Origin of the sequence: Citrobacter sp. R4 (genome assembly GCF_026719175.1) — a bacterium.
Lineage (GTDB): Bacteria > Pseudomonadota > Gammaproteobacteria > Enterobacterales > Enterobacteriaceae > Citrobacter_A > Citrobacter_A sedlakii.
The window spans coordinates 187,576-213,037 of record NZ_JAPPSU010000002.1; the positions used below are offsets into that span (position 1 = coordinate 187,576).

Annotated in this window: 27 protein-coding genes; 15 read left to right on the plus strand and 12 right to left on the minus strand. The window is 56.7% G+C overall.

The genetic code is table 11. The features are described from left to right. Positions 1-4: 4 nt before the first annotated feature. Positions 5-550: an electron transport protein HydN gene (hydN, locus tag OOJ60_RS06445; RefSeq protein WP_042288595.1), complete on the minus strand. Its 546-nt coding sequence runs from the start codon at positions 548-550 to the stop codon at positions 5-7. 145 nt (positions 551-695) lie between these two features. Next, on the minus strand, positions 696-1,709 hold the full coding sequence (locus OOJ60_RS06450) for a LacI family DNA-binding transcriptional regulator (protein WP_060569416.1): 1,014 nt from the start codon (positions 1,707-1,709) through the stop codon (positions 696-698). 265 nt (positions 1,710-1,974) lie between these two features. Here OOJ60_RS06450 and ascF point away from each other — a divergent pair, with 265 nt between their 5' ends. The 3 genes from ascF (at position 1,975) to OOJ60_RS06465 (ending at position 5,277) form a co-directional block, all read left to right on the plus strand. Then, positions 1,975-3,429 carry a PTS cellobiose/arbutin/salicin transporter subunit IIBC gene (ascF, locus tag OOJ60_RS06455; RefSeq protein ID WP_042288601.1) on the plus strand — a complete coding sequence of 485 codons (1,455 nt, stop codon included), beginning with the start codon at positions 1,975-1,977 and terminating at the stop codon, positions 3,427-3,429. A gap of 22 nt (positions 3,430-3,451) precedes the next feature. Then, on the plus strand, positions 3,452-4,876 hold the full coding sequence (locus OOJ60_RS06460; protein ID WP_060569415.1) for a 6-phospho-beta-glucosidase: 1,425 nt from the start codon (positions 3,452-3,454) through the stop codon (positions 4,874-4,876). Between the two features lie 161 nt (positions 4,877-5,037). Beyond that, the gene (locus OOJ60_RS06465; RefSeq protein WP_042288608.1) at positions 5,038-5,277 is read left to right on the plus strand and encodes a SymE family type I addiction module toxin; all 240 of its coding nucleotides are present in this window, start codon (positions 5,038-5,040) and stop codon (positions 5,275-5,277) included. A 150-nt stretch (positions 5,278-5,427) separates the two neighbouring features. On the opposite strand, the gene hycI is transcribed toward OOJ60_RS06465, so the two are convergent. From hycI to hycA, 9 genes are all read right to left on the minus strand, one after another. Continuing rightward, on the minus strand, positions 5,428-5,898 hold the full coding sequence (gene hycI / locus OOJ60_RS06470) for a hydrogenase maturation peptidase HycI (protein ID WP_205612269.1): 471 nt from the start codon (positions 5,896-5,898) through the stop codon (positions 5,428-5,430). Further along, entirely contained in the window at positions 5,891-6,301 is a 411-nt protein-coding gene (locus OOJ60_RS06475; protein WP_042288612.1) for a formate hydrogenlyase maturation HycH family protein, read from the minus strand. Before OOJ60_RS06475 ends, hycI begins: the two co-directional genes overlap by 8 nt. Then, on the minus strand, positions 6,298-7,065 hold the full coding sequence (gene hycG / locus OOJ60_RS06480) for a formate hydrogenlyase subunit HycG (protein ID WP_205612270.1): 768 nt from the start codon (positions 7,063-7,065) through the stop codon (positions 6,298-6,300). Before hycG ends, OOJ60_RS06475 begins: the two co-directional genes overlap by 4 nt. Continuing rightward, the gene (gene hycF / locus OOJ60_RS06485) at positions 7,065-7,607 is read right to left on the minus strand and encodes a formate hydrogenlyase subunit HycF (RefSeq protein ID WP_042288620.1); all 543 of its coding nucleotides are present in this window, start codon (positions 7,605-7,607) and stop codon (positions 7,065-7,067) included. The genes hycG and hycF overlap by 1 nt, the downstream gene beginning before the upstream one ends. A 9-nt stretch (positions 7,608-7,616) precedes the next feature. After that, the gene (hycE, locus tag OOJ60_RS06490; RefSeq protein ID WP_205612271.1) at positions 7,617-9,326 is read right to left on the minus strand and encodes a formate hydrogenlyase subunit HycE; all 1,710 of its coding nucleotides are present in this window, start codon (positions 9,324-9,326) and stop codon (positions 7,617-7,619) included. A 17-nt stretch (positions 9,327-9,343) separates the two neighbouring features. Then, a complete protein-coding gene (locus OOJ60_RS06495) occupies positions 9,344-10,267 on the minus strand; it encodes a respiratory chain complex I subunit 1 family protein (RefSeq protein ID WP_042288625.1) in 924 nt (307 codons plus the stop codon). Positions 10,268-10,269: 2 nt separating this feature from the next. Then, a complete protein-coding gene (gene hycC, locus OOJ60_RS06500; protein WP_205612272.1) occupies positions 10,270-12,096 on the minus strand; it encodes a formate hydrogenlyase subunit 3 in 1,827 nt (608 codons plus the stop codon). Further along, entirely contained in the window at positions 12,093-12,704 is a 612-nt protein-coding gene (gene hycB / locus OOJ60_RS06505; RefSeq protein ID WP_012907204.1) for a formate hydrogenlyase subunit HycB, read from the minus strand. The genes hycC and hycB overlap by 4 nt, the downstream gene beginning before the upstream one ends. A 146-nt stretch (positions 12,705-12,850) precedes the next feature. Then, complete coding sequence (gene hycA, locus OOJ60_RS06510; protein ID WP_042288635.1) at positions 12,851-13,312, minus strand: formate hydrogenlyase regulator HycA; 462 nt, start codon at positions 13,310-13,312, stop codon at positions 12,851-12,853. A 210-nt stretch (positions 13,313-13,522) separates the two neighbouring features. Between hycA and hypA the strand changes: the two genes are divergently transcribed. The 6 genes from hypA (at position 13,523) to flhA (ending at position 19,431) form a co-directional block, all read left to right on the plus strand. Further along, positions 13,523-13,879: a hydrogenase maturation nickel metallochaperone HypA gene (gene hypA, locus OOJ60_RS06515; RefSeq protein WP_042288638.1), complete on the plus strand. Its 357-nt coding sequence runs from the start codon at positions 13,523-13,525 to the stop codon at positions 13,877-13,879. Positions 13,880-13,944: 65 nt separating this feature from the next. After that, positions 13,945-14,817 (plus strand): hydrogenase nickel incorporation protein HypB, encoded by an 873-nt coding sequence (gene hypB, locus OOJ60_RS06520; RefSeq protein ID WP_042288643.1) that lies wholly within the window; start codon positions 13,945-13,947, stop codon positions 14,815-14,817. Continuing rightward, positions 14,808-15,080 carry a hydrogenase 3 maturation protein HypC gene (gene hypC, locus OOJ60_RS06525; protein ID WP_042288645.1) on the plus strand — a complete coding sequence of 91 codons (273 nt, stop codon included), beginning with the start codon at positions 14,808-14,810 and terminating at the stop codon, positions 15,078-15,080. The genes hypB and hypC overlap by 10 nt, the downstream gene beginning before the upstream one ends. Continuing rightward, complete coding sequence (hypD, locus tag OOJ60_RS06530; protein WP_205612273.1) at positions 15,080-16,201, plus strand: hydrogenase formation protein HypD; 1,122 nt, start codon at positions 15,080-15,082, stop codon at positions 16,199-16,201. The genes hypC and hypD overlap by 1 nt, the downstream gene beginning before the upstream one ends. After that, positions 16,198-17,208 (plus strand): hydrogenase maturation carbamoyl dehydratase HypE, encoded by a 1,011-nt coding sequence (gene hypE, locus OOJ60_RS06535; protein ID WP_205612274.1) that lies wholly within the window; start codon positions 16,198-16,200, stop codon positions 17,206-17,208. The genes hypD and hypE overlap by 4 nt, the downstream gene beginning before the upstream one ends. 144 nt (positions 17,209-17,352) lie before the next feature. Next, entirely contained in the window at positions 17,353-19,431 is a 2,079-nt protein-coding gene (gene flhA, locus OOJ60_RS06540) for a formate hydrogenlyase transcriptional activator FlhA (RefSeq protein ID WP_181822631.1), read from the plus strand. Between the two features lie 47 nt (positions 19,432-19,478). On the opposite strand, the gene OOJ60_RS06545 is transcribed toward flhA, so the two are convergent. Continuing rightward, positions 19,479-19,838, minus strand: a complete 360-nt coding sequence (locus OOJ60_RS06545; protein ID WP_042288659.1) for a nitrous oxide-stimulated promoter family protein — start codon at positions 19,836-19,838, stop codon at positions 19,479-19,481. Between the two features lie 203 nt (positions 19,839-20,041). Here OOJ60_RS06545 and sitA point away from each other — a divergent pair, with 203 nt between their 5' ends. From sitA to tnaA, 6 genes are all read left to right on the plus strand, one after another. Further along, positions 20,042-20,959, plus strand: a complete 918-nt coding sequence (gene sitA / locus OOJ60_RS06550; RefSeq protein WP_200035411.1) for an iron/manganese ABC transporter substrate-binding protein SitA — start codon at positions 20,042-20,044, stop codon at positions 20,957-20,959. Next, the gene (gene sitB, locus OOJ60_RS06555) at positions 20,956-21,771 is read left to right on the plus strand and encodes an iron/manganese ABC transporter ATP-binding protein SitB (RefSeq protein WP_042288665.1); all 816 of its coding nucleotides are present in this window, start codon (positions 20,956-20,958) and stop codon (positions 21,769-21,771) included. Before sitA ends, sitB begins: the two co-directional genes overlap by 4 nt. Further along, the gene (gene sitC, locus OOJ60_RS06560; protein WP_181823239.1) at positions 21,771-22,628 is read left to right on the plus strand and encodes an iron/manganese ABC transporter permease subunit SitC; all 858 of its coding nucleotides are present in this window, start codon (positions 21,771-21,773) and stop codon (positions 22,626-22,628) included. The genes sitB and sitC overlap by 1 nt, the downstream gene beginning before the upstream one ends. Continuing rightward, positions 22,619-23,467 carry an iron/manganese ABC transporter permease subunit SitD gene (sitD, locus tag OOJ60_RS06565; protein ID WP_205612275.1) on the plus strand — a complete coding sequence of 283 codons (849 nt, stop codon included), beginning with the start codon at positions 22,619-22,621 and terminating at the stop codon, positions 23,465-23,467. Before sitC ends, sitD begins: the two co-directional genes overlap by 10 nt. A 162-nt stretch (positions 23,468-23,629) precedes the next feature. After that, entirely contained in the window at positions 23,630-23,707 is a 78-nt protein-coding gene (tnaC, locus tag OOJ60_RS24830; protein WP_072014995.1) for a tryptophanase leader peptide, read from the plus strand. Between the two features lie 257 nt (positions 23,708-23,964). After that, a complete protein-coding gene (gene tnaA, locus OOJ60_RS06570) occupies positions 23,965-25,380 on the plus strand; it encodes a tryptophanase (protein WP_042288670.1) in 1,416 nt (471 codons plus the stop codon). Positions 25,381-25,462 lie beyond the last annotated feature (82 nt).

Genomic DNA, 25,462 nt, shown 5'->3' on the forward strand with positions numbered 1-25,462 from the left:
GCGATCAGAACAGCAAAGACGCAGAGGAATCCAGCGCGGCGCGGCGACGTTTTTCCGCACTGAGCTGCTCGAGCTTATTGCGGTCAACGCAAATCAGCGCATGGGTCGGGCAGGCTTCCATACACGCCGGTCCCGCTTCGCGGTGATGGCACAGGTCGCATTTGTTGGCTTCCGCTTTTTCCGCACGAACATTCAGCCCTGCTCCGCTGTTGCGAACAACCGGACGTACGACCACTTCCATCGCGCCATACGGACAGGCCACCACGCAGGTTTTACAACCAATGCAGCGCTCTTGCATCACGTGAACAAAGCCTTTGTCGCGGCTGATGGCGCCGTTCGGGCAGACATTGGCGCAGGGTGCGTCTTCGCACTGGCGGCACAGCGTCGCGGTAGAAACATTTACGCCTTTAATGACATGAATGCGGGGTAAAAAGGTTTCAGGGGTCAGGGACGCGCAGTCCTGGTTTTCCTGATGGGAGACCACGCAGGCCACTTCACAGGTACGGCAACCAATGCATTTATTGGCGTCTGCAATGATGAAACGGTTCATCAATTTCTCCAGCAATGACAGTTCGTGCGCCTGAGCATTCACAAATCATGCCAGTTTTTATCTTATTGTTATATATAACAATTTAAAAAAATTAGCCCACCAGAAAGGTGTCATCGTCACGAATGACGATGACGGATGACAACCCTTACTGACCCGAGCGGGAAATCAGGGAATCACGTGGGATAAGCGTACCGGTAAAGGTCTTCGGCGGCGTGAACGCCCCGCCATCGAGCATAAAGATGAGACGCCCCATGGTTTCCTGAATCATCTCGGTCACCGGGATCTTCACGCTGGAAAGCGCCGGAAGGGTATACGGCGCCAACGCAATGTCATCGAAACCGATCACCGACACCTGCGCCGGTACCGCCAGCCCGCTGTCGTGTAGCTGCTTCATCGCGCCGATCGCCATGTCGTCATTACTGGCGACCAGCGCGGTAAAGGCCACATTGCGCGAAAGCAGCGTTTTTACCCCCGCCGCGCCGCAGGCTGGCGTCCATTTACCTTTGACGATCAGTCGTTCGTCGACGGCGATACCGTGTCGGGTCAGCGCGTCTTTATAGCCTGACAAACGCTCAACCCCGGTGGGCGAATCCATCGAGCCGGTAATAAAGGCGATGTGCCGGTGCCCGGCAGCAATCAGTTCCGCCACCGCGTTGAAACTGGTTTGCTTGTGATCGCACCAGACGCAGTGGCTGCTGTTTTTACGCAGCCGGCGGTTCAGCACCATAATCGGTTGCGAATGGCTATCAATGATCTCATCGATCTCATCGACGCTGAGAAAACGCGGATAAATCATGATCGCGTCGCAGCGCAAATCCAGCAGGTACTGAATCGCCTGGCGCTCTTCCCTGGCGCTGTGTTTACCATCGGCCAACAGCAACTGACGTCCTTTGTCCTCCGCCATCCGCGCGGTATGAAACAAGAGCTCGCTAAAATAGACGCCATAATAAAGGGTATTGGTCACCACCAGGCCGAGCGTCTGGGTGGATTTCGCCGCCAGACTGCGCGCCAGAAGATTGGGACGATAACCGCTTTCTTCTACCGCCTGAAACACGCGATCTTTTGTCTCCTGGCTGACGTAGCCATTCCCTGAAAGCACCCGCGAAACCGTCGCTTTCGACACCCCGGCCCGCTTCGCTACCTCCAGCATCGTCGTCATATTTTATCTTCCTTTTCCCGCAATGTGACGCAGTGTACTGCACCGCTGCGTGGTTGTCCCTGATGGTAAAACAGAGGCAAAAAACATAAGTGATAAAAATCACATTTATGAAAAATAGTAATTTTTATCTATTGCCGAACAAAGACAAACTATTCATGATTTTGTGGAACCGGTTTCTCATAAGCGTTTCGTAACCGACGCTCGCTCACCCGACCGTACGGCATAAATTAAACGTACCCTACTGATAAAACAGGATAAAAATCCTATGTCAAAAAACTATGCAGCGCTGGCGCGCGCCGTGGTGACGGCTCTGGGCGGCGTCGACAATATCAGCGCAGTGACGCACTGCATGACGCGCCTGCGTTTCGTGATCAAAGATGATTCGCAGGTTGACGGCGCCACGTTGAAATCCATCAGCGGCGTACTCGGCGTTGTTCGCAGTGACAACCAGTGCCAGGTGATCATCGGCAATACCGTGTCCCAGGCTTATCGCGACGTCGTCAGCCTGCTGCCGGGCGAAATGCAGCCCGCAGAACCCGAAGGGAAACCGAAACTGACGCTGAAGCGGATAGGCGCGGGGATCCTTGATGCGCTGATCGGCACCATGTCGCCGCTGATCCCGGCGATTATCGGCGGATCAATGCTGAAACTGCTGGCCATGATCCTTGAGATGACTGGCGTACTGGAGAAAGGCTCCTCCACTCTGACACTTCTGACGGTGATTGGCGACGGCGCGTTCTTCTTCCTGCCGCTGATGGTCGCCGCGTCCGCCGCCATCAAATTCAAAACCAATATGTCGCTGGCCATCGCGATTGCGGGCGTGCTGGTGCATCCGAGCTTTATCGACCTGATGGCGAAAGCGGCGCAGGGCGAGCATGTGGAGTTTGCCCTGATCCCGGTCACGGCGGTGAAATATACCTATACGGTCATCCCGGCGCTGGTGATGACCTGGTGCTTGTCGTACATCGAACGCTGGGTCGATCGCATTACGCCTGCGGTCACCAAAAACTTCCTTAAACCGATGCTGATCGTGCTGATTGCCGCCCCGCTCGCTATCGTCCTGATCGGGCCGATTGGGATCTGGATCGGAAGCGCGATCTCTGCGCTGGTCTACACCATTCACGGCTATCTTGGCTGGCTCTCCGTCGCCATTATGGGGGCGCTCTGGCCGCTGCTGGTGATGACCGGGATGCACCGCGTTTTCACGCCGACCATCATTCAGACCATCGCCGAAACGGGCAAAGAAGGCATGGTGATGCCCTCTGAAATCGGCGCGAACCTGTCATTGGGCGGCTCCTCCCTTGCCGTGGCATGGAAAACTAAAAACCCGGAGCTGCGGCAGACCGCGCTGGCCGCTGCCGCCTCCGCCATCATGGCGGGCATTTCCGAACCGGCGCTGTACGGCGTGGCGGTACGTTTGAAACGTCCGCTGATCGCAAGCCTTATTAGCGGCTTTATCTGCGGCGCGGTCGCCGGTATGGCGGGGCTCGCCAGCCACTCCATGGCGGCGCCAGGCCTGTTTACCAGCGTACAGTTCTTTGATCCCACCAATCCGATGACCATTGTCTGGGTGTTTGGCGTCATGGCGCTGGCGGTGGTGCTGTCATTCGTGCTGACGTTACTGCTCGGCTTTGAAGACCTCCCCGTTGAAGACGCTGCCGCGCAGGCGCGGAAACACCACGGCGCCCAACCGAACACTGCAAAAGAGGCCAGCGTCTGACTGGCATTAACTGAGGTTTACTATGTCTGTATTTCCGCAAGGATTCTTATGGGGCGGCGCGCTCGCCGCTAACCAGTCTGAAGGGGCGTATCGCGAAGGCGGCAAAGGGCTGGCCACCGTGGATATGATCCCGCACGGCGAGCATCGCATGCCGGTTAAGCTGGGTCTGGAAAAGCGTTTCGAACTGCGGAATGACGAGTTTTACCCAAGCCATGAGGCGATCGACTTTTACCATCGCTACAAAGAGGATATTGCGCTCATGGCGGAAATGGGCTTCACCGTTTTTCGCACCTCGATCGCCTGGAGCCGCATTTACCCGAACGGCGACGAACTGACGCCCAACGCAGAGGGAATTGCCTTTTACCGCGCCGTTTTTGCCGAATGTAAAAAGTACGGTATCGAACCGCTGGTCACTCTCTGCCACTTCGACGTGCCAATGCATCTGGTCACGCAATACGGCTCGTGGCGCAACCGCAAAATGGTGGACTTCTTCACCCGCTACGCGCGCACCTGCTTTGAAGCGTTTGACGGTCTGGTGAAATACTGGCTGACCTTCAATGAAATTAACATCATGCTGCACAGTCCCTTTTCGGGGGCCGGTCTGGTGTTTGAAGAAGGCGAGAATCCGGATCAGGTGAAATATCAGGCCGCCCATCATGAGCTGATCGCCAGCGCGCTGGCGACCCAAATCGCCCATGACATTAACCCGCAGAACCAGGTTGGCTGTATGCTGGCGGGCGGTAATTTTTATCCTTACTCTTGCAAACCGGAGGACGTATGGATGGCGCTGGAGAAAGACCGCGAAAACCTGTTCTTTATCGACGTACAGGCGCGCGGCGCCTACCCGGCTTATTCCGCTCGCGTGTTTCGTGAGAAAGGCGTGGTGATTGAGAAAGCGCCGGAAGATGATGCGATCCTGAAAAATACCGTCGATTTCGTGTCGTTCAGCTACTACGCCTCGCGTTGTGCGTCGGCGGAGATGAACACGCAAAACACCCGTGCGGCTAACGTGGTTAAATCGCTGCGCAACCCCTATCTTCAGGTCAGTGACTGGGGCTGGGGCATCGACCCGCTCGGTCTGCGCATCACTATGAACATGATGTATGACCGCTATCAGAAGCCGCTGTTCCTGGTGGAAAACGGCCTCGGCGCCAAAGATGAGATCGGTGTGAACGGTGAAATTAACGACGATTACCGTATCAGCTACCTGCGTGAACATATCCGCGCCATGGCCGACGCCATTGAGGATGGCGTACCGCTGATGGGCTACACCACCTGGGGCTGCATTGACCTGGTGTCTGCGTCGACCGGTGAGATGAGCAAGCGCTACGGTTTTGTCTACGTCGACCGCGACGACGCCGGAAACGGCACCCTCGAACGAACCCGTAAAAAGTCGTTCTGGTGGTACAAAAAAGTGATTGCCAGCAACGGCGAAGACCTGGCGTAACCAGATTGCCGGATGACCCTTATCCGGCAGTTCCTTCCCTTTCGTTACATCTCTTGCATTTAAATTACGGAATCCGCCTTCCAGTTTCAGGTTTGCCCCGACGCATTTTTACTGGCATTTTATACAGTAATCACATCCACCGTGGTAACAAGGAATCGTTTATGACGTTTGAAACTGACACGCATAATGCCGCAATCAGTAAACCGTTTCGTCGCTTAAAGGTCAGCTATGTCCGCAAGCGGCATGAAGATCGTAAAACCGGTAATACGCGGCGCTACAGTCGGCACGCATCGTTGACCATCAACGGAGACTGGCTGGAACAGGCGGGGTTTCCCACCGGAACGATCGTTAATGTGGCGGTAATGCACGGAAAACTGATTATTGAGCAGGCGAAAGAGTAAAGAGCACGGCATAGCGCGGAGACAACCACAGAAGCCTGATGATGTTTCGCTTATCCGCCTGACGCACTGAATTGATGGAGAACCGTTTGCCGGATCAGGCGCTGACAGCGCTATCCGGCAATGTGCTTTCGCGTTTTCAGTCGCCTGAAATCACGCCTCCTGCGTCTCAAGCTGAGCGAAACCGCCGTGCCCTTCCCATCCGGCAAGGCGTTGATAGACGGTTTCCACCGCATCCTTGATCGGCTGGGTCATCGGATAATAAAAACCGACGATATCCGGCTGAATGCCTAAGAATATCACTTCGCCGACATCGTCTCTGAGCTGGTCGATGAGATAGTTCAGCGGCATATTATGGGTGGTCATCATGAACATTTCGGCGATGTCATCAGGATCGATAACGCGGATCTCTCCGGGATTCAGTCCCATATCGGTCGCGTCGACGATCAGCAGCAGATCCGGTCGCAGCTCGCGGATCGCCACGATGTCGTTTTCTGGCGCGCTACCGCCGTCAATCACGACCCAACCTCCCTGTGGCTGGGCGGCGCATTTCTCCGCCAGCAGCGGACCCGCGCCATCGTCGCCCATCATACTGTTACCGACGCACAATAAAACATCAGTCACGCAGCCTCCTCACCATCAGATAAATGGCGCTTTCCTGGTGAATATCATGCAACATGCCGAGCATTTGTTTACTCCACGCCTGCTGCTGCGGAGTTTGCCGCGCGAGCGCGTTGTCAAACGCCCGCGCCAGCATTTGCACATGATTAAAATCGATCACGATCTCGCCGTACTTCGGCACCCCTTCCATTTTCCGCCGAGCTTCACTGCCTGCTTCCAGCGTGGCAATCCATGCAAGATACGCATCCCATGGGCAGGTCAACGCCGCCTCCAGGCAGTCGATGACCCCCAGGTGGTGACCAATCGCCAGGCTGTAATAGACAACCTGCTGCGCCTCGGCGGGCGTTGCATCGTTCTCATCAATAAACTTACGGCTCAGTTGACTGAACACCACCGTTTCACTCATCGGATGCGAGCCTCTTCAACAACCTGGTTCAGATGGGTAACGATCTCGGTCAGGCGCGGATCGTTTTCCGCCTCCAGCCAGCGCGCCACCTGATGCTCTCCTTTACCTAACTGGTTGAGATAATCGTCGGCGATCTGTCGCCCATAACGGTAACCCGCCAGTCGGCGCGCCGCGCGATCCACCTTCACACGCAGCGGCTGCACCATGTCAGGATGCAAAATTTCCGCCGCCTGTTCGTCACATTCCCCCGGCGCGCGCGCACGGATTTTTTGCTCCAGCAGCCCCAGCGCCATCGCAAAACCGTACAGCGTTGCCGCAGGGGTGGGAGGACAGCCCGGAATGTAGACATCGACCGGCACGATTTTATCGGTACCGCCCCAGACGCAGTACAGGTCGTGGAAAATCCCGCCGCTGTTGCCGCATGCGCCATAAGAGATGCAAATCTTCGGGTCCGGCGCGGACTGCCATGCGCGCAGCGCAGGTGAACGCATCGCGCGGGTCACCGCGCCGGTAAACAGCAGTATGTCCGCATGGCGCGGCGACGGAACTACCTTGATGCCGAAGCGTTCGGCGTCAAACAACGGTGACAGGGTGGCGAAAATTTCTATTTCGCAGCCGTTACAGCCGCCACAGTCCACGCGGTAAACGTAAGCCGAACGCTTGATGTTTTTCAGTAACGACGCCTTCATGCTGGCGATTGATTCGTCCACCGTCATCGGCACCGGAATGCCGTTGGCGTCGCGTGGGCCTAATAATGTGCTCATCAGCTGGCCTCTTTCATATGGCGAGTCAGTTCAATACGGTCGGACGGCACCAGGCATTTCTGACGCTTGCAGTCCGGGCAGGTCTCAAAACTTTCACGGTGATGCTCCGCACGGCTGTCGCCGTTATGCTTCAGTAGGGCGATGGCGTAGTCGATCTCCTTTTGCACCGCGAAAGGACGGTTGCATACGCGGCAGTTGCACAGCGCAAAGCGAGACTGCTGCAGGAAATCCTCTTTTTTCCACACCGCCAGTTCATATTCCTGAGAAAGCCGGATCGCCGCCGTCGGGCAGACTTCTTCACAGCGCCCGCAGAAAATGCAGCGTCCGAGATTGAACTGCCAGGCCAGTTCATTAGCGGCCAGATCGGTTTCAACGGTCAGCGCATTCGACGGACAGGCGTTAACACAGGCCGCGCAGCCAATGCACTGCTGCGGGTTGTGCTCCGGTTTGCCGCGGAAATTTTTATCAACCGCAATCGGCTCCAGCGGATAAGACGACGTCGGCGCGCCGGTTTTAATCACTTTTTTGATAAAGGTAAACATGGCGACTCCTTATTTCAGCGGCGAGTTTTTACGCTCAATGCTGTAGCGCTCAAGTTCTTTGTACGGCACGACCTTGCTTTTCTTCTTGCGCACATCAACCACGGTCATGCGGTCGGTACAGGAGTAGCAAGGATCGAGGCTACCGATAATCAGCGGCGCGTCGGAAACGGTGTTGCCGCGCAGCATGTAACGCAGGGTCGGCCAGTTGGCGTAGGTTGCCGCACGGCAGCGCCAGCGGTACAACTTCTGGTTGTCGCCGGTCATGCTCCAGTGGATATCATCCCCACGTGGCGCTTCCGAGAAGCCCAGCGCGAAGCGGTGCGGAATGTAGGTGAACCCTTCCACCATCAGCGGGCCGCCCGGCAGGTTGTCCAGGCCGAAGTCGATCATGTTCAACGAAGTGTAAACCTCGTTAATACGCACTTTCAGACGAGAAATCACGTCGCAGCCTTGCTCACTGTGGACTTCCATCGGCAGCAGACCGTAACCAACGAACGGGTGATCGGCGCGGGTATCACGGGCATGACCGCTGGCGCGCACCATCGGGCCGACGTTGCTGAAGTCGCGGGCAATTTCCGGGTCAAGACGACCGATACCCACGGTGCGCTGCTCCATGTTGGGCGTGCTGAGCAGCATATCCACCAGTTCCTGTACGTCGCGACGCATCTGCTGGGCCAGTTGACGGGTCTGGATCATGTCGTCCTTCAGCAGGTCACGACGAATTCCGCCGATCAGATTAAGACCGTAAGTTTTACGCGCGCCAGTGAGGATCTCCGCCATTTTCATGGAGGTTTCACGCACGCGGAAAAACTGCATAAAGCCGGAGTCAAACCCGGTGAAGTGACAGGCCAGACCGAGGTTCAGAAGATGGGAGTGCAGACGCTCCACCTCCAGCAGAATGGCGCGGATCATCTGCGCGCGTTCCGGCACCTGAATGCCCATCGCGTTTTCAACGGAAGTGGTGTAGGCGGTGCTGTGAGCGAAACCGCAGATACCGCATACGCGATCCGAAAGGAAAGTCACCTCGTTGTAACCCATACGGGTTTCCGCCAGCTTTTCCATGCCGCGGTGGACGTAGAACAGACGGTAGTCAGCGTCGATAATGTTTTCACCGTCAACGAACAGGCGGAAGTGTCCCGGCTCGTCAGAGGTGACATGCAGTGGGCCGATCGGCACCACGTTATTTTTCTTGTCGCCCAACTCGTTGATAAATTCGTAGGTTTCAGCGACGGTCGTCGGCGCGGGGCGCTGGCGATAGTCCATGCTGTCTTTACGCAGTGGGTAGAGTTCGTCCGGCCAGTCGTCCGGCAGCACCAGACGGCGCTCATCCGGCAGGCCGACCGGGATCAGCCCGTACATATCGCGCACTTCGCGCTCGCCCCAGACGGCAGCGGGCACGCGCGGCGTAACAGATGGATATTCCGGTTTGTTCGGGTCCACTTCCACACGCACTGTGATCCAGCACTTCTGGCCCTGCTCCATCGACAGCACGTAGTAAACCGCGTAATGCCCGCACAGCTGGCGTTCGTCATTACCAAATAAGACCGAGAGCCAGCCGCCCTGTTTATAGTAGAGAAACTCAACCACTTCCGGCAGGTAATTCACCTTCACGGTAAGGGTGAGCTGATCTCGGGTCTGCCAGGCTTCGTCCAGCACCACGCCAGGAAAAGCCTGGTGCAGTGCCGCAAGGTAGTGTTGACCTAATTTTTCTTCAGACATGCTCAAACTCTCTTCAATCACGCCACCAGCAAGGAGACGAACGCTAAAAACGCAAACCCAAAACCAGCCCAGGTCACGCGGGAAGTGGCGCAAAAACGCAAACGCGCCATGCTGTTTTCGAACAGGGCGATCGCCAGCACGCCGATGAACAGCTTGGCGACGGCAATCACCAGCGCCAGCAGCAGACCGCCCATGCTGAACGTTTCCATTTGCCCCCACGGCAGGAACACGCCGACGAACATCTGCAACACCACCAGTTGCTTGAGGCTGATGCCCCATTTCAGTACCGCAAAGCCGCTACCGCTGTATTCCGTCAGCGGGCCTTCCTGCAACTCCTGCTCCGCTTCCGCCAGGTCAAACGGCAGTTTGCCCATCTCGATAAAGGTGGCGAACGCGCAGGCGCACAGCGCGAGGATCAGCGGGATACTGCGGGCCGCAGGCCAGTGGTAAATCGTATCGGTGATATTGCTGATGTGGGTGGAACCCGCCACCTGCGCGGCGACCCACAGCCCCAGCAGCAGAATCGGCTCCACCAGCACGCCGAGCATCGCTTCACGGCTGGCACCGATGGCGGTGAACGGACTGCCGGTATCCAGACCGGCGATGGCGAAAAAGAAACGGGCGATGGCGAACAGGTAAATCAGGGTGATCAGATCGCCCAGTTGCGGCAGCGGCGAACCGACGGTCACCACCGGCAGCGCGGTGGCGATAGTCAGCATCACGCCAACCATCACAAACGGCGTCAGACGAAACACCCAGCCGGAGTCGGCAGGGGCGATGCTTTGTCGACCGAGCAGTTTGATAATGTCGCGATACTCCTGCAGAACGCCCGGCCCGCGGCGATTGTGCAGACGGGCGCGCGCCACGCGGGTCACGCCGGACAACAGCGGCGCAGCGGCAAATAACACCAGCGCCTGAATTAACGGATATAAGACACTCATTCTCAGGCTCCTCGTGAAACCACAATCACCACCAGTACCACCAGTTCAATCAGCGCCAGGCGACGGAACAGCAACGGCGCCGCCGCGTTCTGCCAGCCCGGCACCAGCGAAACCGGATTCAGCCATTTGCGCAGTTTGAGGACGGGCGCGAAAGCCTCCTTCACCGGCATGGCAAAGCCGTGCGCGGTAATGACCATCGACTGCTCATGATCGTAACCGCAGACCCACGCCGCACCGCGCGAACGTGACGGCAGGCGGTTGCCCTTAAACATTGCCATGATGATGAACGGCAGCAGCGGACAGGCGATCAGCAGCAGTGCGATCATGGGTTGTGAAACCGTGGTGTTCGCCGTTTCCAGCGGTAGCGGAACGGCTGTGGCGATCATCGGCAGCAGCCACGGCGCGGCGACGCCGCCCAGCACGCAGCAAATCGCCAGCGCCACCACGCTTACGCCCATCAGGATCGGCGCACAGCAGGCGTTTTCCGCTTCTTTAGTGCGCGGTGCGCCAAGGAAGGCGACGCCAAACACTTTCGCCATACACATCACCGCCAGCGCGCCGGTAATCGCCAGGCCAACCGCCAGCAGCGGCCCCAGCAGGCGACCCACAAAGGCCCCGCTGGTACCCAGTTTGAAGAACGATTGATAGATCACCCACTCACCTGCGAAGCCGTTCAGCGGCGGCAGCGCGGCCATCGCCATCAACCCCACCAGCATCGCGACAGAAATGACTGGCATACGCTTACCGATGCCGCCCAGCTTTTCAATGTCGCGGTGACCGGTACGGAACCAGATGCTGCCAGCCCCCAAAAACAGTACGCTTTTAAACAGGCTGTGGTTCACCAGGTGATACAGCCCGCCGGTCAGCCCCAGCGCAATTAACGCCGGTTGATTCAGTGCAATGCCGGTGATGCCCGCGCCGAGACCGAGCAGGATAATGCCGATGTTTTCCAGCGTGTGGTAAGCCAGCAGACGCTGGATGTTATGTTCCATCAGCGCATACAGACCACCGACAAAAGCAGTGATCATCCCAAGCACCAGCAGCGTAACGCCCCACCACAGCGGCGCGTTGCCGCCAATCAGCGACAGCGACAGGATGCCCAGCAGTCCGACCTTCATGACCACGCCAGAGAACAGCGCCGCGGCTGGCGCGCTGGCGTTTGCGTGCGCCTGCGGCACCCAGCCGTGCAGCGGAATAATCCCTGCCAGCAGGCCAAAGCCGATGACGCCAAGCAGCCAGATATCCGAGCCCAGCGGTAGCGTCTGGGTGCGCACGTCCAGCAGACGCAGTTCCAGCGTGCCGTAGCGCTGCCACACCAGCCAGCAGGCGATCGCCAGCAGCAGCGTACCGAGACGCCCCAGCGCAAACCACAGCTTGCCCTCTTTACTGCATCCGGTCAGGAACACAGCGCACAGCGCCATAATTTCCGCCATCACCACCAGTGTGCCGAGGTTACTGGCCACCACCGCGCAAACTGCCGCCGCCATCAGCAGGTTCACCAACAGGCCGTTAGCGTTAACCTGCGGGTGACGATGCCAGTCGATGTTATAGAGGCTGACGAACAGTCCGCACAGTCCGAGGGTGATCAGCCAGATCGCATTCAGCGGGGTGATTTGTACGCTATGACCGATCGCCGGCATAAGGCCGCTGACGGCAGTTGCGCTGATGAGCACCGTAAAACCCGCGCCAGCCGCACACAGGCTGCCGACCGCGCCGCCAACCCCGGCGATCCAGCCGCTCAGCGCTTTATGAAACGAAAACAGAAATGCCAGAACCGCGGCGGCGGCGAACCAGGCCACGCCGCTGGTGACTAATGAAATTGCGCTCATTTTGCATCCCCACTCTGAGCCTGCTGAAACAAGGTGAGATCGCCGAAATCGGTGTTAAAGGTCAGCTCACGCTTACGTTTGCTGGCGCGGGCGATATCCATGTTATTTACCAGATGCAGGGCTTTGGTCGGACACATCCGCACGCAGGCCGGGCCTTGTTCGTCGAAGCTGCACAGATCGCACTTCACCGCGATAGCCCGTACGCCAGGCACCCAGTCCAGCAGCGTGCTGACGCGAGCCGGCGCGGGTGGCGCGGGCGGCGCTTTTGGTGTATTCGCGTTCGCCGGAATATGCAGCGGTCGGCTGCCGGAAAATTCAATGGCGCCAAACGGGCAGGCGATGCCGCACAGTTTGCAGCTGACGCACAGGCTTTCATTAAGCTGTACGGCGCCATCCACCCGGTTAATGGCGTTAACCGGACACACGGTGGCGCAGGGCGCGTCTTCACAATGGTGGCACAGCTGCGGCGCAGATTCTTTTTCGTTAAGCATCACTTTCAGGCGCGGCATAGACTGCAGGCCGTGCTGGCGATGCGTCTCTGAACAGGCGGCTTCACAGGTGTGGCAGCCGATACAGAGCGTGGAGTCAGCAATTACAAAACGATTCACCAGGCATTCCTCAGGTGATAGTCATTTTTGACGAAAAGATGGCGATGAAATGTCATTTTCGACACTTATCGACACACCTGTCCCTAAAAATTCCCGTGACGACACGTACGGCGACGTCACGATGTCAAACGGGTCGTGTCCCGGTCTTACGCTGCCGGGCTTTCACCCGCCGCCAGTTGGCTCAGATTGATCGGCGAACCGCTCTCGACGGCGGCATACAGACGGTCATAAACGCTGGCGATTTTGTCGAGATAGTGTTCCAGCACCTGCTCGCGGTCGCGGTTGCTGATCCGACCGTCCACACTGCCTTCAATGCTGAGCTGGGCTTGCGCAATCAACTGTTTATCTTCACCGTCTTTCGTTTCGACGTAGTATTCAATGGTGTGGCTGTTAAAGCCCTCCGCCATCGTCACGTAGATGCGAAAGTGTTCGAACAGGACGAAGCACAGGTCTTTATCCGGCGCGCAGCTCATCGCATGATGCAGCCGCGCTTTTGACAGGGTGATCCCCTGGACCAGCGAATTGCAGTAAATATGCCACTGGTCCTGTAGGCGACGATGCCGCTGCGCGATGTAGTCGGCTTTTTCGCTTATTTCCCAAATAGTCATGACAGGTTACCCGTTTAACTGAGATAGCCAGCCATAAGCATATTCCATGCCACTTTTTAACTCTTTGTTTTTAATAATTTTTAAAATTTACCCTTCGCTTTCGTCGCGCGAATGACATGTCATTTCGTCATCGTCGTCATCAGCGAGCCTTAACAATAATCATGCTGGCACGCTTATTGCTTAACCCTGGCCATCACATCGGGAGGCAACATGCACGAAATCACCCTTTGCCAGCGGGCGCTGGAATTGATCGAACAGCAGGCCGCTGCGCATGGCGCAAAACGCATAACTGGGGTCTGGCTCAAAATTGGCGCATTTTCTTGCGTTGAAAGCAGCGCTCTCTCCTTTTGTTTTGATCTGGTATGCCGTGGCACTGTTGCGGAAGGTTGTAAACTGCACCTCGAACAGCAAGAAGCCGAATGCTGGTGCGAGTGCTGTCAGGAATACGTCACGTTACTGACCCACCGCGTACGCCGTTGTCCGCAATGCAACAGCGATACGCTACGCATCGTGGCAGACGACGGCTTACAGATTCGGCGAATTGAAATTGATGGAACAGAAGATTAAGCCGGGCGGCGGTTGCGCCTTATCCGGCAGAAAGCCTGTAACAAGAAAGAGACCAGGAGTGAGCAATGTGTACAACGTGCGGTTGCGCTGAAGGCAACCTTTATATAGAGGGTGATGAGCATAACCCGCATTCGGCGTTTCGTAGCGCGCCTTTTGCCCCGGCAGCCCGCCCGGCGCTGAATATTACCGGTATTAAAACGTCTGCCTTCACCCCGAGCCAGAGCGAAGAAGGCGATCTGCATTACGGACACGGCGAAGCCGGCACCCACGCGCCGGGCATGAGCCAGCGCCGCATGCTGGAAGTAGAAATCGACGTGCTGGATAAAAATAACCGTCTGGCCGAGCGCAACCGCGCCCGCTTCGCCGCCCGTCAACACCTGGTGCTCAACCTCGTCTCCAGCCCTGGTTCCGGTAAAACCACCCTGCTCACCGAAACGCTGATGAAGCTGAAAGACCGGGTTCCCTGCGCGGTCATTGAGGGCGACCAGCAAACGGTCAACGATGCCGCGCGCATTCGCGCGACCGGCACGCCAGCGATTCAGGTCAACACTGGCAAAGGCTGCCATCTCGACGCACAGATGATTGCCGACGCCGCGCCACGCTTACCGCTTGACGATAACGGCATCCTGTTTATCGAAAACGTCGGCAACCTTGTCTGCCCGGCCAGCTTCGATCTCGGCGAACGCCACAAGGTCGCGGTGCTTTCCGTTACCGAAGGTGAAGACAAACCGCTGAAATACCCGCATATGTTTGCCGCCGCCTCGTTAATGCTGCTTAACAAAGTCGATCTGCTACCGTACCTCAATTTTGACGTAGAGAAATGCATGGCCAGCGCCCGGGAAGTCAACCCGGACATCGAGATCATCCTCATTTCCGCCACCAGCGGCGAAGGGATGGAGAAATGGCTCAACTGGCTGGAGGCACAGCGATGTGCATAGGCGTTCCCGGCCAAATCCGCGCCATTGACGGTAACCAGGCCAAAGTCGACGTCTGCGGCATCCAGCGCGACGTCGACCTGACGCTGGTCGGCAGCCATGACGAAAACGGCGCGCCGCGTCTCGGTCAATGGGTACTGGTGCACGTTGGTTTCGCGATGAGCGTCATCAACGAAGCCGAAGCGCGCGACACCCTCGACGCGCTACAAAACATGTTTGATGTAGAGCCGGACGTCGGCGCTTTGCTGTACGGCGAGGAAAAATAATGCGTTTTGTTGACGAATACCGCGCGCCGGAACAGGTGATGCAGTTGATTGAGCACCTGCGCGAACGCGCCGCGCTGCTGCCTTACACCCCTGAACGTCCGCTGCGCATTATGGAAGTCTGCGGCGGTCATACCCACGCAATCTATAAGTTTGGTCTCGACCAGTTGCTGCCGGAGAACGTGGAATTCATTCACGGCCCGGGCTGCCCGGTCTGCGTACTGCCAATGGGGCGCATCGACAGCTGCGTTGAAATCGCCAGCCACCCGGAGGTGATTTTTTGTACCTTTGGCGACGCCATGCGCGTACCCGGCAAACAGGGGTCGCTGTTACAGGCGAAAGCCCGCGGCGCGGATGTGCGCATCGTTTATTCGCCGATGGATGCCCTTAAACTGGCGCAGGAAAACCCGACGCGCAAAGTGGTGTTCTTCGGTCTGGGTTTTGAAACCACCATGCCAACCACAGCCATTACCTTACAGCAGGCGAAACAGCGCGACGTGCAGAACTTTTACTTTTTCTGCCAGCACATCACCCTCATTCCGACGCTGCGCAGCCTGCTTGAGCAGCCCGACAACGGCATCGACGCGTTCCTCGCGCCGGGCCACGTCAGCATGGTGATTGGCACCAACGCCTATGATTTCATAGCACATGAGTTCGATCGTCCGCTGGTGGTCGCCGGATTCGAACCGCATGATCTACTGCAAGGCGTAGTGATGCTGGTTGAGCAGAAAATAGCGGCCCACAGCCAGGTGGAAAACCAGTACCGCCGCGTGGTGCCCGACGCCGGAAATCTGCTGGCGCAGCAGGCGATCGCCGAGGTGTTTTGCGTGACCGGCGACAGCGAGTGGCGCGGTCTGGGGGTGATTGAATCGTCCGGCGTGCATTTGACGCCTGATTATCAGCGTTTTGATGCTGAAACCCACTTCCGTCCGGCGCCGCAGCAGGTTTACGACGACCCGCGCGCGCGCTGTGGCGAAGTGCTGACCGGCAAATGTAAGCCGCATCAGTGTCCGTTGTTTGGCAAAACCTGTAACCCGGAAAGCGCATTTGGCGCGTTGATGGTGTCTTCAGAAGGCGCATGTGCCGCCTGGTATCAGTATCGTCAGCAGGAGTGTGAAGCATGAACAGCGTACAACTCGCCCACGGCAGCGGCGGACAGGCCATGCAGCAGCTGATTAACAGACTGTTTATGGAGGCCTTCGCCAACCCGTGGCTCGCCGAGCAGGAAGACCAGGCGCGGCTGGAACTGGCGCAACTGGTGGCCGAAGGCGATCGGCTGGCCTTTTCGACCGACAGCTACGTTATTGACCCGCTGTTTTTCCCCGGCGGCAATATCGGCAAGCTTGCGATCTGCGGCACCGCCAACGACGTGGCGGTCAGCGGCGCTGTTCCGCGCTATCTCTCCTGCGGCTTTATCCTTGAAGAAGGCCTGCCGATGGAGACGTTGAAAGCCGTGGTGAGCAGCATGGCGGCGACCGCGCGCGAAGCAAATATCGCCATCGTCACCGGCGACACCAAAGTCGTGCAGCGCGGCGCGGCGGACAAGCTGTTTATCAACACCGCCGGAATGGGGGCGATTCCTGCCAGCATCCACTGGGGCGCGCAAACCCTGTCTGCGGGCGATGTGCTGCTGGTCAGCGGCACCCTTGGCGACCACGGCGCCACTATCCTCAACCTGCGCGAACAGCTCGGGCTGGACGGCGAACTGGTCAGCGACTGCGCGGTGCTGACGCCGCTGATTCAGGCCCTGCGGGATATTCCGGGCGTGAAGGCGCTGCGCGACGCCACCCGCGGCGGCGTCAACGCGGTGGTCCATGAATTTGCCGCCGCCTGCGGTTATGGCATTGAGCTGTCCGAATCCGCACTTCCCGTAAAGCCTGCCGTTCGGGGAGTATGCGAGCTGCTGGGGCTGGACGCGCTCAACTTTGCCAACGAAGGCAAACTGGTGATTGCCGTGGAACGTGATGCGGCAGAAGCGGTGCTGGCGGCGCTGCATGCGCATCCGCTGGGGCGCGACGCCGCGCTGATTGGTGACGTGGTCGAGCGTAAAGGCGTGCGGCTGGCGGGTCTGTACGGCGTGAAGCGAACGCTCGATCTCCCGCACGCCGAGCCGCTGCCGCGGATCTGTTAAGTTCGTTATGTTGCCGGATGACGCTAAATGCTTGTCCGGCCAGTACAAGCGGGTCGACCCAGTGGCCCGCAATAAACGCAAAAGAATACCTATAATTTAACTCACTTTTCTCACCGCGCAGCGGTACTTTCCTGGAAAAGCAACATGTCGTATACACCGATGAGCGATCTCGGGCAGCAAGGATTGTTCGATATCACTCGTACATTATTACAGCAGCCCGACCTGCAATCGCTGAGTGAGGCGCTTTCGCAGTTGGTAAAGCGCTCTGCGCTTGCCGACAGCGCGGCGATAGTGTTGTGGCAAGCCGAAACGCAGCGCGCATCGTATTACGCCACGCGCGAACAGGGTAAACCCGTCGCTTATGAGGATGAGACGGTGCTGGCTCACGGGCCGATTCGTCGGATCCTCTCCCGTCCTGACGCCCTGCACTGTCACTATACCGAGTTCAGCGAGACCTGGCCGCAACTGGCATCCGGCGGTCTGTACGAGCCCTTCGGGCATTACTGCCTGCTACCGCTGGCGGCGGAAGGACGCATTTTCGGCGGCTGCGAGTTTACCCGCCGTGAAGAAAGTTCCTGGAGCGAAAAAGAGTACCAGCGCCTGCAAACCTTCACCCAGATCGTCGGCGTGGTGGCAGAGCAGATCCAGTGCCGGGTAACCAATAACGTCGATTACGAACTTCTGTGCCGGGAGCGCGATAACTTCCGTATTCTGGTCGCCATCACCAACGCGGTGCTCTCGCGTCTGGATATGGACGAACTGGTGAGCGAAGTCGCCAAAGAGATCCATCATTATTTCAACATTGACGACATCAGCATCGTTCTGCGCAGCCACCGGAAAAACAAACTCAATATCTATTCCACGCATTATCTCGATCAGAATCATCCCGCGCACGAACAGAGCGAAGTCGATGAAGCCGGTACCCTGACCGAACGGGTGTTTAAAAGCAAAGAGATGCTGCTTATCAACCTCAATGAACGGGATGCGCTGGCGCCATATGAACGGATGCTGTTTGAAACCTGGGGTAATCAGATCCAGACGCTGTGCCTGTTGCCGTTGATGTCAGGCAATAGCATGGTCGGGGTGCTGAAACTGGCGCAGTGCGAAGAAAAAGTGTTTACCACCGCCAACCTGAAGCTGCTGCGCCAGATTGCCGAACGTGTGGCGATCGCCGTCGATAACGCGCGGGCGTATCAGGAAATCCACCGTCTGAAAGAACGTCTGGTGGACGAGAACCTGGCGCTGACCGAACAGCTCAACAACGTCGACAGTGAGTTCGGCGAGATCATCGGTCGCAGCGAGGCAATGTACAGCGTGCTGAAGCAGGTAGAGATGGTCGCGCAAAGCGACAGTACGGTGCTGATCCTCGGTGAAACCGGCACCGGGAAGGAGTTGATTGCCCGGGCGATTCATAACCTGAGCGGCCGCAACGCACGCCGGATGGTGAAAATGAACTGCGCGGCAATGCCCGCCGGACTGCTGGAAAGCGATCTGTTCGGTCATGAGCGCGGGGCGTTCACCGGCGCCAGCGCGCAGCGGATAGGCCGTTTTGAGCTGGCGGATAAAAGTTCCCTGTTCCTGGATGAAGTGGGCGATATGCCGCTGGAGTTGCAGCCGAAACTGTTGCGCGTGTTACAGGAGCAGGAATTTGAACGGCTGGGCAGCAACAAACTGATCCAGACCGATGTGCGCCTGATTGCCGCCACTAACCGCGATCTGAAAAAAATGGTTCTCGACCGCGAGTTTCGCAGCGATCTTTACTACCGGCTGAATGTTTTTCCGATCCAGTTGCCGCCGTTGCGCGAGCGCCCGGAAGATATTCCACTGCTGGTCAAAGCGTTTACCTTCAAGATCGCCCGCCGTCTGGGACGCAATATCGACAGCATTCCGGCGGAAACCCTGCGTACGCTTAGCAGTATGGAGTGGCCGGGTAACGTACGTGAACTGGAAAACGTTATTGAGCGCGCCGTACTGCTCACCAGAGGCAACGTGCTCCAGCTCTCGCTACCGGATATGGGAATGCTCACGCCTCACACGCCGCCGGTGGCGACCGAAGTGGCGCAGGACGGCGAGGATGAGTACCAGTTGATTATGCGCGTATTAAAAGAGACCAACGGCGTGGTTGCGGGGCCGAAAGGCGCAGCCCAGCGTCTGGGCCTGAAGCGCACCACCCTGCTGTCGCGCATGAAAAGACTGGGTATTGATAAGGACGCGCTGGTGTAAGAGGCCATTGACGAATAAGGCGCAGACGCCTTATTCGTCCTACCCGTTCAGCCCTCTTCCCTGCGCTTCTTACGCTGAAATTTTTCGGGCAGCGCCGGAACGGGACGTTTATCGTCAATCAAATGCTGAACGGTGAGGATCGGATGCCGCCAGAGCATTCTCGGCCCCGCCCAGCGCATGATCTGCTTCATTTCCTCGCGCTTAGCGGGCTGGTAACAGTGCACCGGACACTGTTTACAGGCCGGTTTTTCCTCGCCAAACACGCATCTGTCCAGCCGCTTTTGCGCATAGGCGAACAGCGCGTCATAGTGCCCTGATTCGTCAGACGCCTGCGGACACTGGCTTTCGTATAGCGCGATCATCTTTTTAATCGTCAATTTTTCACGAGCAATACGCTTGCCGGTCATGATGTGCCCTCCGCAGCATTAAGATGCATTTATTCTACAACTTAACTATTCACGACACTATCCCCCGAAGGTGACAGGTTTCTCACCGGTCAGTCAAATAAGAATTATTTTCATTTAACTGTATCTTATCTATACCTTGTGCTATATAACATAGCAAAGGCTATATTCGATGAATAATTAACCACTTTATTATGAGGGATACTATGCCGCACCTGCCCCGTTTAACATCGTTCCTGTTCACTGGCGCACTTGCCGTTTTTGCGCTGTCGCCTGCGTATGCAAAAGAGAAATTCAAAGTCATTACCACCTTCACGGTGATCGCTGACATGGCGCGAAATGTCGCGGGCGATGCGGCAGACGTCAGCTCCATCACCAAGCCCGGCGCAGAAATTCATGAGTATCAACCCACACCTGGCGACATTAAACGGGCACAAGGCGCGCAGTTGATCCTCTCTAATGGCCTGAATCTGGAACTGTGGTTTGCCCGCTTTTACCAGCATTTGGACGGCGTACCGGAAGTCACGGTCTCAAACGGCGTGAAGCCAATGGGCATCAGCGAAGGTCCCTATAACGGGAAGCCTAATCCGCACGCGTGGATGTCGGCAGAAAACGCCTTAATCTATGTCGATAATATTCGCGCTGCACTGGTGAAATACGATCCGGACAACGCCGCGGTTTACCAGAAAAACGCCGAGACCTATAAAGCGGAAATCCGCAAGGCGCTGGCTCCGTTACAGGCCGAACTGGCGAAGATCCCCGCCGACAAACGCTGGTTGGTCACCAGCGAAGGGGCTTTCTCTTACCTTGCGCGCGATAACGGGCTGAAAGAGCTTTATCTCTGGCCAATCAACGCCGATCAGCAGGGCACGCCGAAACAGGTGCGCAAAGTGATCGACGCCATCAAAGCGCACCACATCCCTGCGGTATTCAGTGAAAGCACCGTCCCGGATAAACCTGCCCGCCAGGTGGCGCGGGAATCCGGCGCACACTATGGCGGCGTGCTGTATGTCGACTCCCTGAGCGCGGCAGACGGTCCGGTTCCGACCTATCTCGAGCTGCTGCGCGTCACCACTGAAACAATCGTCAAAGGGATTAACGACGGTCTGAGGAGCCAACCATGAGTCCATCTGCGATTACCGTGAATCAGCTGACGGTGACGTATCGCAACGGTCACACCGCGCTGCGGGATGCCACGTTTCAGGTGCCGGGCGGCTCCATCGCCGCGCTGGTCGGGGTGAACGGCTCGGGAAAATCGACGCTGTTTAAGGCGCTAATGGGCTTTGTCCGGCTGGCTGCAGGGAATATCGCCATTCTGCAACAGCCGGTGAGCAAGGCGCTGAAGCACAATCTGATCGCTTATGTGCCGCAGTCCGAAGAAGTGGACTGGTCTTTTCCGGTGCTGGTGGAAGATGTGGTGATGATGGGACGCTACGGTCACATGGGCTGGCTGCGGCGAGCGAGCGCGGAAGATCATGCGCGCGTCGACGCGGCGCTGGCACGGGTAGATATGCTGGCGTACCGCCACCGCCAGATTGGTGAACTGTCCGGCGGGCAAAAAAAACGCGTATTTCTTGCCAGAGCGATTGCCCAGGAGGGTCAGGTGATCCTGCTGGATGAACCTTTCACCGGTGTGGACGTTAAAACCGAAGCCCGCATTATTGCGCTGTTGCGTGAACTGCGCGACGAGGGGCGCACCATGCTGGTGTCGACGCATAATCTCGGCTCGGTAACCGAGTTTTGCGATTACACCGTGATGATCAAAGGCACGGTGCTGGCTAGCGGCCCTACCGATACCACCTTTACCGCCGAAAACCTGGAACTGGCGTTCAGCGGCGTTTTGCGACACGTCGCGCTCAGCGGCGGCGAAGAACATATTATTACTGATGATGAACGCCCGTTTATCGCCCGCCGTACGGTTGAGGGAGGCCAATGATGAACTGGCTGACCGAGCCGTTTGGCTATCAGTACATGCTCAATGCAATGTGGGTCTCGGCGATGGTCGGCGGCCTGTGCGCGTTTCTCTCCTGCTATTTGATGCTCAAGGGTTGGTCGCTGATTGGCGATGCGCTGTCGCATTCGATCGTGCCCGGCGTCGCCGGGGCGTATATGCTGGGTCTTCCCTTCTCTGTCGGCGCGTTTCTTTCCGGCGGCCTGGCGGCGGGCAGTATGTTGTTTCTTAATCAGCGCTCCCGGTTAAAAGAGGACGCCATTATCGGTCTGATTTTTTCCTCATTTTTTGGCATCGGACTGTTTATGGTGTCGCTAAACCCGATGTCGGTGAATATTCAGACGATAATCCTCGGTAACGTGCTGGCTATCGCGCCGGAAGACATTCTGCAGTTAGCAATTATCGGCGTGGTTTCTTTGCTCATCCTGTTGTTAAAGTGGAAAGACCTGATGGTCACCTTCTTTGATGAAAACCACGCCCGTTCGATTGGCCTGAACCCGGGTCGTCTGAAGCTGCTGTTTTTTACCCTGCTGTCGGTGTCGACCGTTGCCGCCCTGCAAACCGTTGGAGCCTTTCTGGTGATCTGCCTTGTGGTCACGCCCGGCGCAACGGCCTGGCTGTTAACCGACCGCTTTCCGCGTTTACTGACTCTCGCTGTCGCCATTGGCAGCCTGACCAGCTTCTTCGGCGCCTGGCTCAGCTACTGGCTGGACGGCGCCACCGGAGGAATTATCGTGGTCCTGCAAACATTACTGTTTTTGCTGGCGTTTATTTTTGCGCCGAAGCACGGACTGCTCGCTAACCGACGTCGCGCACGTCTTAAGGAGCCGTCATGTTCTTAAGCACACTGCTTGAGCCTTTTCAGTTCGACTTTATGCTGAACGCCCTTGCCGTTTCCGTCATTGTCGCTATTCCCTGCGCGCTGCTGTCGGTCTTTCTGGTGCTGAAAGGCTGGGCGCTCATGGGTGATGCCATGAGTCACGCGGTGTTTCCGGGTATTGTGCTGGCGTATATCGTCGGTATTCCGCTGGCTATCGGCGCGTTTATCGCCGGGCTGTTTTGCGCTGTCGCCACGGGCTTTCTCGACGATAACAGCCGCATCAAACGCGATACCATCATGGGGATCGTATTCTCTGGTATGTTTGGCGCAGGGCTGGTGCTGTACGTGTCAATTCAGTCTGAAGTGCATCTGGACCATATTCTGTTCGGCGACATGCTTGGGGTATCGCTGGTCGATATTCTGCAAACCGCGCTTATTGCCCTGGGGATCGCGCTGATTATCGGCGTAAAATGGAAAGATTTGCTGCTGCACGCTTTCGATCCCCATCAGGCGAAAACCTGTGGGCTGAACACCACGCTGCTGCATTACGGTCTGCTGTGCATGATCGCCCTGACCATTGTCGCGACGTTAAAATCGGTCGGCATTATTTTGTCGATTTCTTTGCTGATCGCCCCTGGCGCGATTGCCATTCTGCTCACCCGCCGTTTTGGCCACGCGCTGTTGCTGGCGGTGTTGCTGTCGACGATCAGCGCGTTTCTCGGGGTCTATTTATCCTTTTTCTTAGACAGCGCCCCTGCGCCAACGATTGTTGTGCTGTTTACGGTGATTTTTATCGTCGCGTTTATTTATTCATCCCTTCGCGATCGGCGATCTGAAATGCGGAGCCGCCAGCCCGTCTGATTTCGTGGCATAAAGAGGATCGCGACGTAGCGCTCCTCTTTTACGCTGATAAAATCGTTGAATGACATCGTTCGTGACCAAATTCACAATTGAATGCACAAAGATTAGACAAAAAGAGAAAATAACATAATGTATATTCGTGACTAATGGAGAACGTACATTATGAACATCCTGACCACATCTTATAAAATGTCCAAATGGTTTAATATTGACACCGTTATTGTCAATCACCGTCCTTAACGCCACATACGCCTCCACCGCAATATCATTGCAGGCTATTTATTTAGCCAGTAACTGATATCCCATACTTGTTTTTATGATTTCTGTTTCACCGCAGCGGTTTTGACTCGCCCTGATAAATTGGCGAAGGTCAGTCGTTTCGGCGATCTACGGTTAATCATAAAGACGAATTCGTATTGCGTCAGAAAAGTGGTTTTCATATTTCATGAATAACCCCGGGAATCGCGCGCCCAAAATAAAGATTAAAGGATGACATCATGAATAACTTTAAACATCTGCCAGAACCTTTTCGTATTCGCGTTATTGAACCGGTAAAACGCACCACCCGGGAGCATCGTGACAATGCGATTATTAACGCCGGGATGAACCCCTTCCTGCTGGATAGCGAAGATGTCTTTATTGATCTGCTGACTGACAGCGGCACCGGCGCCGTCACGCAAAATATGCAGGCGGCAATGATGCGCGGCGATGAAGCATACAGCGGCAGCCGAAGCTATTATGCGTTATGCAAAGCGGTGAACGATATTTTTGGTTATCAGTACACCATTCCAACGCACCAGGGGCGCGGCGCTGAACAAATCTACATTCCGGTGCTAATCAAAAAACGCGAGCAGGAAAAAGGCCTCGATCGCAGCAAAATGGTGGCTTTTTCCAACTATTTCTTCGACACCACCCAGGGTCATAGCCAGATTAACGGCTGTACCGTTCGCAACGTCTACATTAAGGAAGCGTTTGATACTGCCGTTCGCAATGACTTTAAGGGTGATTTTGATCTGCAGAGTCTGGAGCATGAAATTGAAACCGTCGGCCCGAATAATGTCCCTTATATCGTGGCGACCATTACCTGTAACTCGGCGGGTGGCCAGCCGGTTTCGCTCGCGAACCTGAAAGCGATGTACGCTATCGCGAAGAAGTACGATATTCCGGTGGTAATGGACTCGGCGCGCTTTGCGGAAAACGCCTGGTTTATTCAGCAACGCGAGCCGGGTTATCAGGACTGGACCATTGAAGAGATCACCCGCGAGACCTACAAGTATGCGGATATGCTCGCCATGTCAGCGAAGAAGGATGCCATGGTGCCAATGGGCGGGCTGCTGTGCATTAAAGACGACAGTTTCCTCGATGTGTATACCGAATGCAGGACGATTTGCGTGGTGCAGGAAGGCTTCCCGACATACGGCGGGCTGGAAGGCGGCGCAATGGAGCGTCTGGCCGCGGGCCTCTACGATGGGATGAACCAGGACTGGCTATCCTACCGCATCGCGCAGGTTCAATACCTGGTAGACGGCCTGGAAGCCATCGGCGTGACCTGTCAGCAAGCGGGCGGGCATGCGGCATTCGTCGACGCCGGTAAGCTGCTGCCGCATATTCCTGCTGAGCAGTTCCCGGCCCAGGCGTTGGCCTGCGAACTGTATAAAGTCGCGGGCATTCGCGCCGTCGAGATTGGGTCATTCCTGCTTGGCCGCGATCCGAAAACCGGCAAGCAGCTACCGTGTCCGGCCGAGCTGCTGCGCTTAACCATCCCCCGCGCGACGTACACCCAAACGCATATGGACTTTATTATTGAAGCGTTCGGACACGTCAAAGAGAATGCCCATAATATTAAAGGGTTAACCTTCACCTACGAGCCAAAAGTCTTACGTCACTTTACCGCGCGACTCGCGGAAGTGTAATTAACCCTGACGCCAGCGGCGTTATCGCCTTGATAACGCCGCTGGCGAATTCATGCCTGGCATTATTGATATTCCTGACGAC

Coding starts and splice junctions, on each gene's coding strand:
- hydN (WP_042288595.1), bottom strand. CDS start 550: ATGAACCGTTTCATCATTGCAGACGCCAATAAATGCATTGGTTGCCGT.
- OOJ60_RS06450 (WP_060569416.1), bottom strand. CDS start 1,709: ATGACGACGATGCTGGAGGTAGCGAAGCGGGCCGGGGTGTCGAAAGCG.
- ascF (WP_042288601.1), top strand. CDS start 1,975: ATGTCAAAAAACTATGCAGCGCTGGCGCGCGCCGTGGTGACGGCTCTG.
- OOJ60_RS06460 (WP_060569415.1), top strand. CDS start 3,452: ATGTCTGTATTTCCGCAAGGATTCTTATGGGGCGGCGCGCTCGCCGCT.
- OOJ60_RS06465 (WP_042288608.1), top strand. CDS start 5,038: ATGACGTTTGAAACTGACACGCATAATGCCGCAATCAGTAAACCGTTT.
- OOJ60_RS06475 (WP_042288612.1), bottom strand. CDS start 6,301: ATGAGTGAAACGGTGGTGTTCAGTCAACTGAGCCGTAAGTTTATTGAT.
- hycG (WP_205612270.1), bottom strand. CDS start 7,065: ATGAGCACATTATTAGGCCCACGCGACGCCAACGGCATTCCGGTGCCG.
- hycF (WP_042288620.1), bottom strand. CDS start 7,607: ATGTTTACCTTTATCAAAAAAGTGATTAAAACCGGCGCGCCGACGTCG.
- hycE (WP_205612271.1), bottom strand. CDS start 9,326: ATGTCTGAAGAAAAATTAGGTCAACACTACCTTGCGGCACTGCACCAG.
- OOJ60_RS06495 (WP_042288625.1), bottom strand. CDS start 10,267: ATGAGTGTCTTATATCCGTTAATTCAGGCGCTGGTGTTATTTGCCGCT.
- hycC (WP_205612272.1), bottom strand. CDS start 12,096: ATGAGCGCAATTTCATTAGTCACCAGCGGCGTGGCCTGGTTCGCCGCC.
- hycA (WP_042288635.1), bottom strand. CDS start 13,312: ATGACTATTTGGGAAATAAGCGAAAAAGCCGACTACATCGCGCAGCGG.
- hypA (WP_042288638.1), top strand. CDS start 13,523: ATGCACGAAATCACCCTTTGCCAGCGGGCGCTGGAATTGATCGAACAG.
- hypB (WP_042288643.1), top strand. CDS start 13,945: ATGTGTACAACGTGCGGTTGCGCTGAAGGCAACCTTTATATAGAGGGT.
- hypC (WP_042288645.1), top strand. CDS start 14,808: ATGTGCATAGGCGTTCCCGGCCAAATCCGCGCCATTGACGGTAACCAG.
- hypD (WP_205612273.1), top strand. CDS start 15,080: ATGCGTTTTGTTGACGAATACCGCGCGCCGGAACAGGTGATGCAGTTG.
- hypE (WP_205612274.1), top strand. CDS start 16,198: ATGAACAGCGTACAACTCGCCCACGGCAGCGGCGGACAGGCCATGCAG.
- flhA (WP_181822631.1), top strand. CDS start 17,353: ATGTCGTATACACCGATGAGCGATCTCGGGCAGCAAGGATTGTTCGAT.
- OOJ60_RS06545 (WP_042288659.1), bottom strand. CDS start 19,838: ATGACCGGCAAGCGTATTGCTCGTGAAAAATTGACGATTAAAAAGATG.
- sitA (WP_200035411.1), top strand. CDS start 20,042: ATGCCGCACCTGCCCCGTTTAACATCGTTCCTGTTCACTGGCGCACTT.
- sitB (WP_042288665.1), top strand. CDS start 20,956: ATGAGTCCATCTGCGATTACCGTGAATCAGCTGACGGTGACGTATCGC.
- sitC (WP_181823239.1), top strand. CDS start 21,771: ATGAACTGGCTGACCGAGCCGTTTGGCTATCAGTACATGCTCAATGCA.
- sitD (WP_205612275.1), top strand. CDS start 22,619: ATGTTCTTAAGCACACTGCTTGAGCCTTTTCAGTTCGACTTTATGCTG.
- tnaC (WP_072014995.1), top strand. CDS start 23,630: ATGAACATCCTGACCACATCTTATAAAATGTCCAAATGGTTTAATATT.
- tnaA (WP_042288670.1), top strand. CDS start 23,965: ATGAATAACTTTAAACATCTGCCAGAACCTTTTCGTATTCGCGTTATT.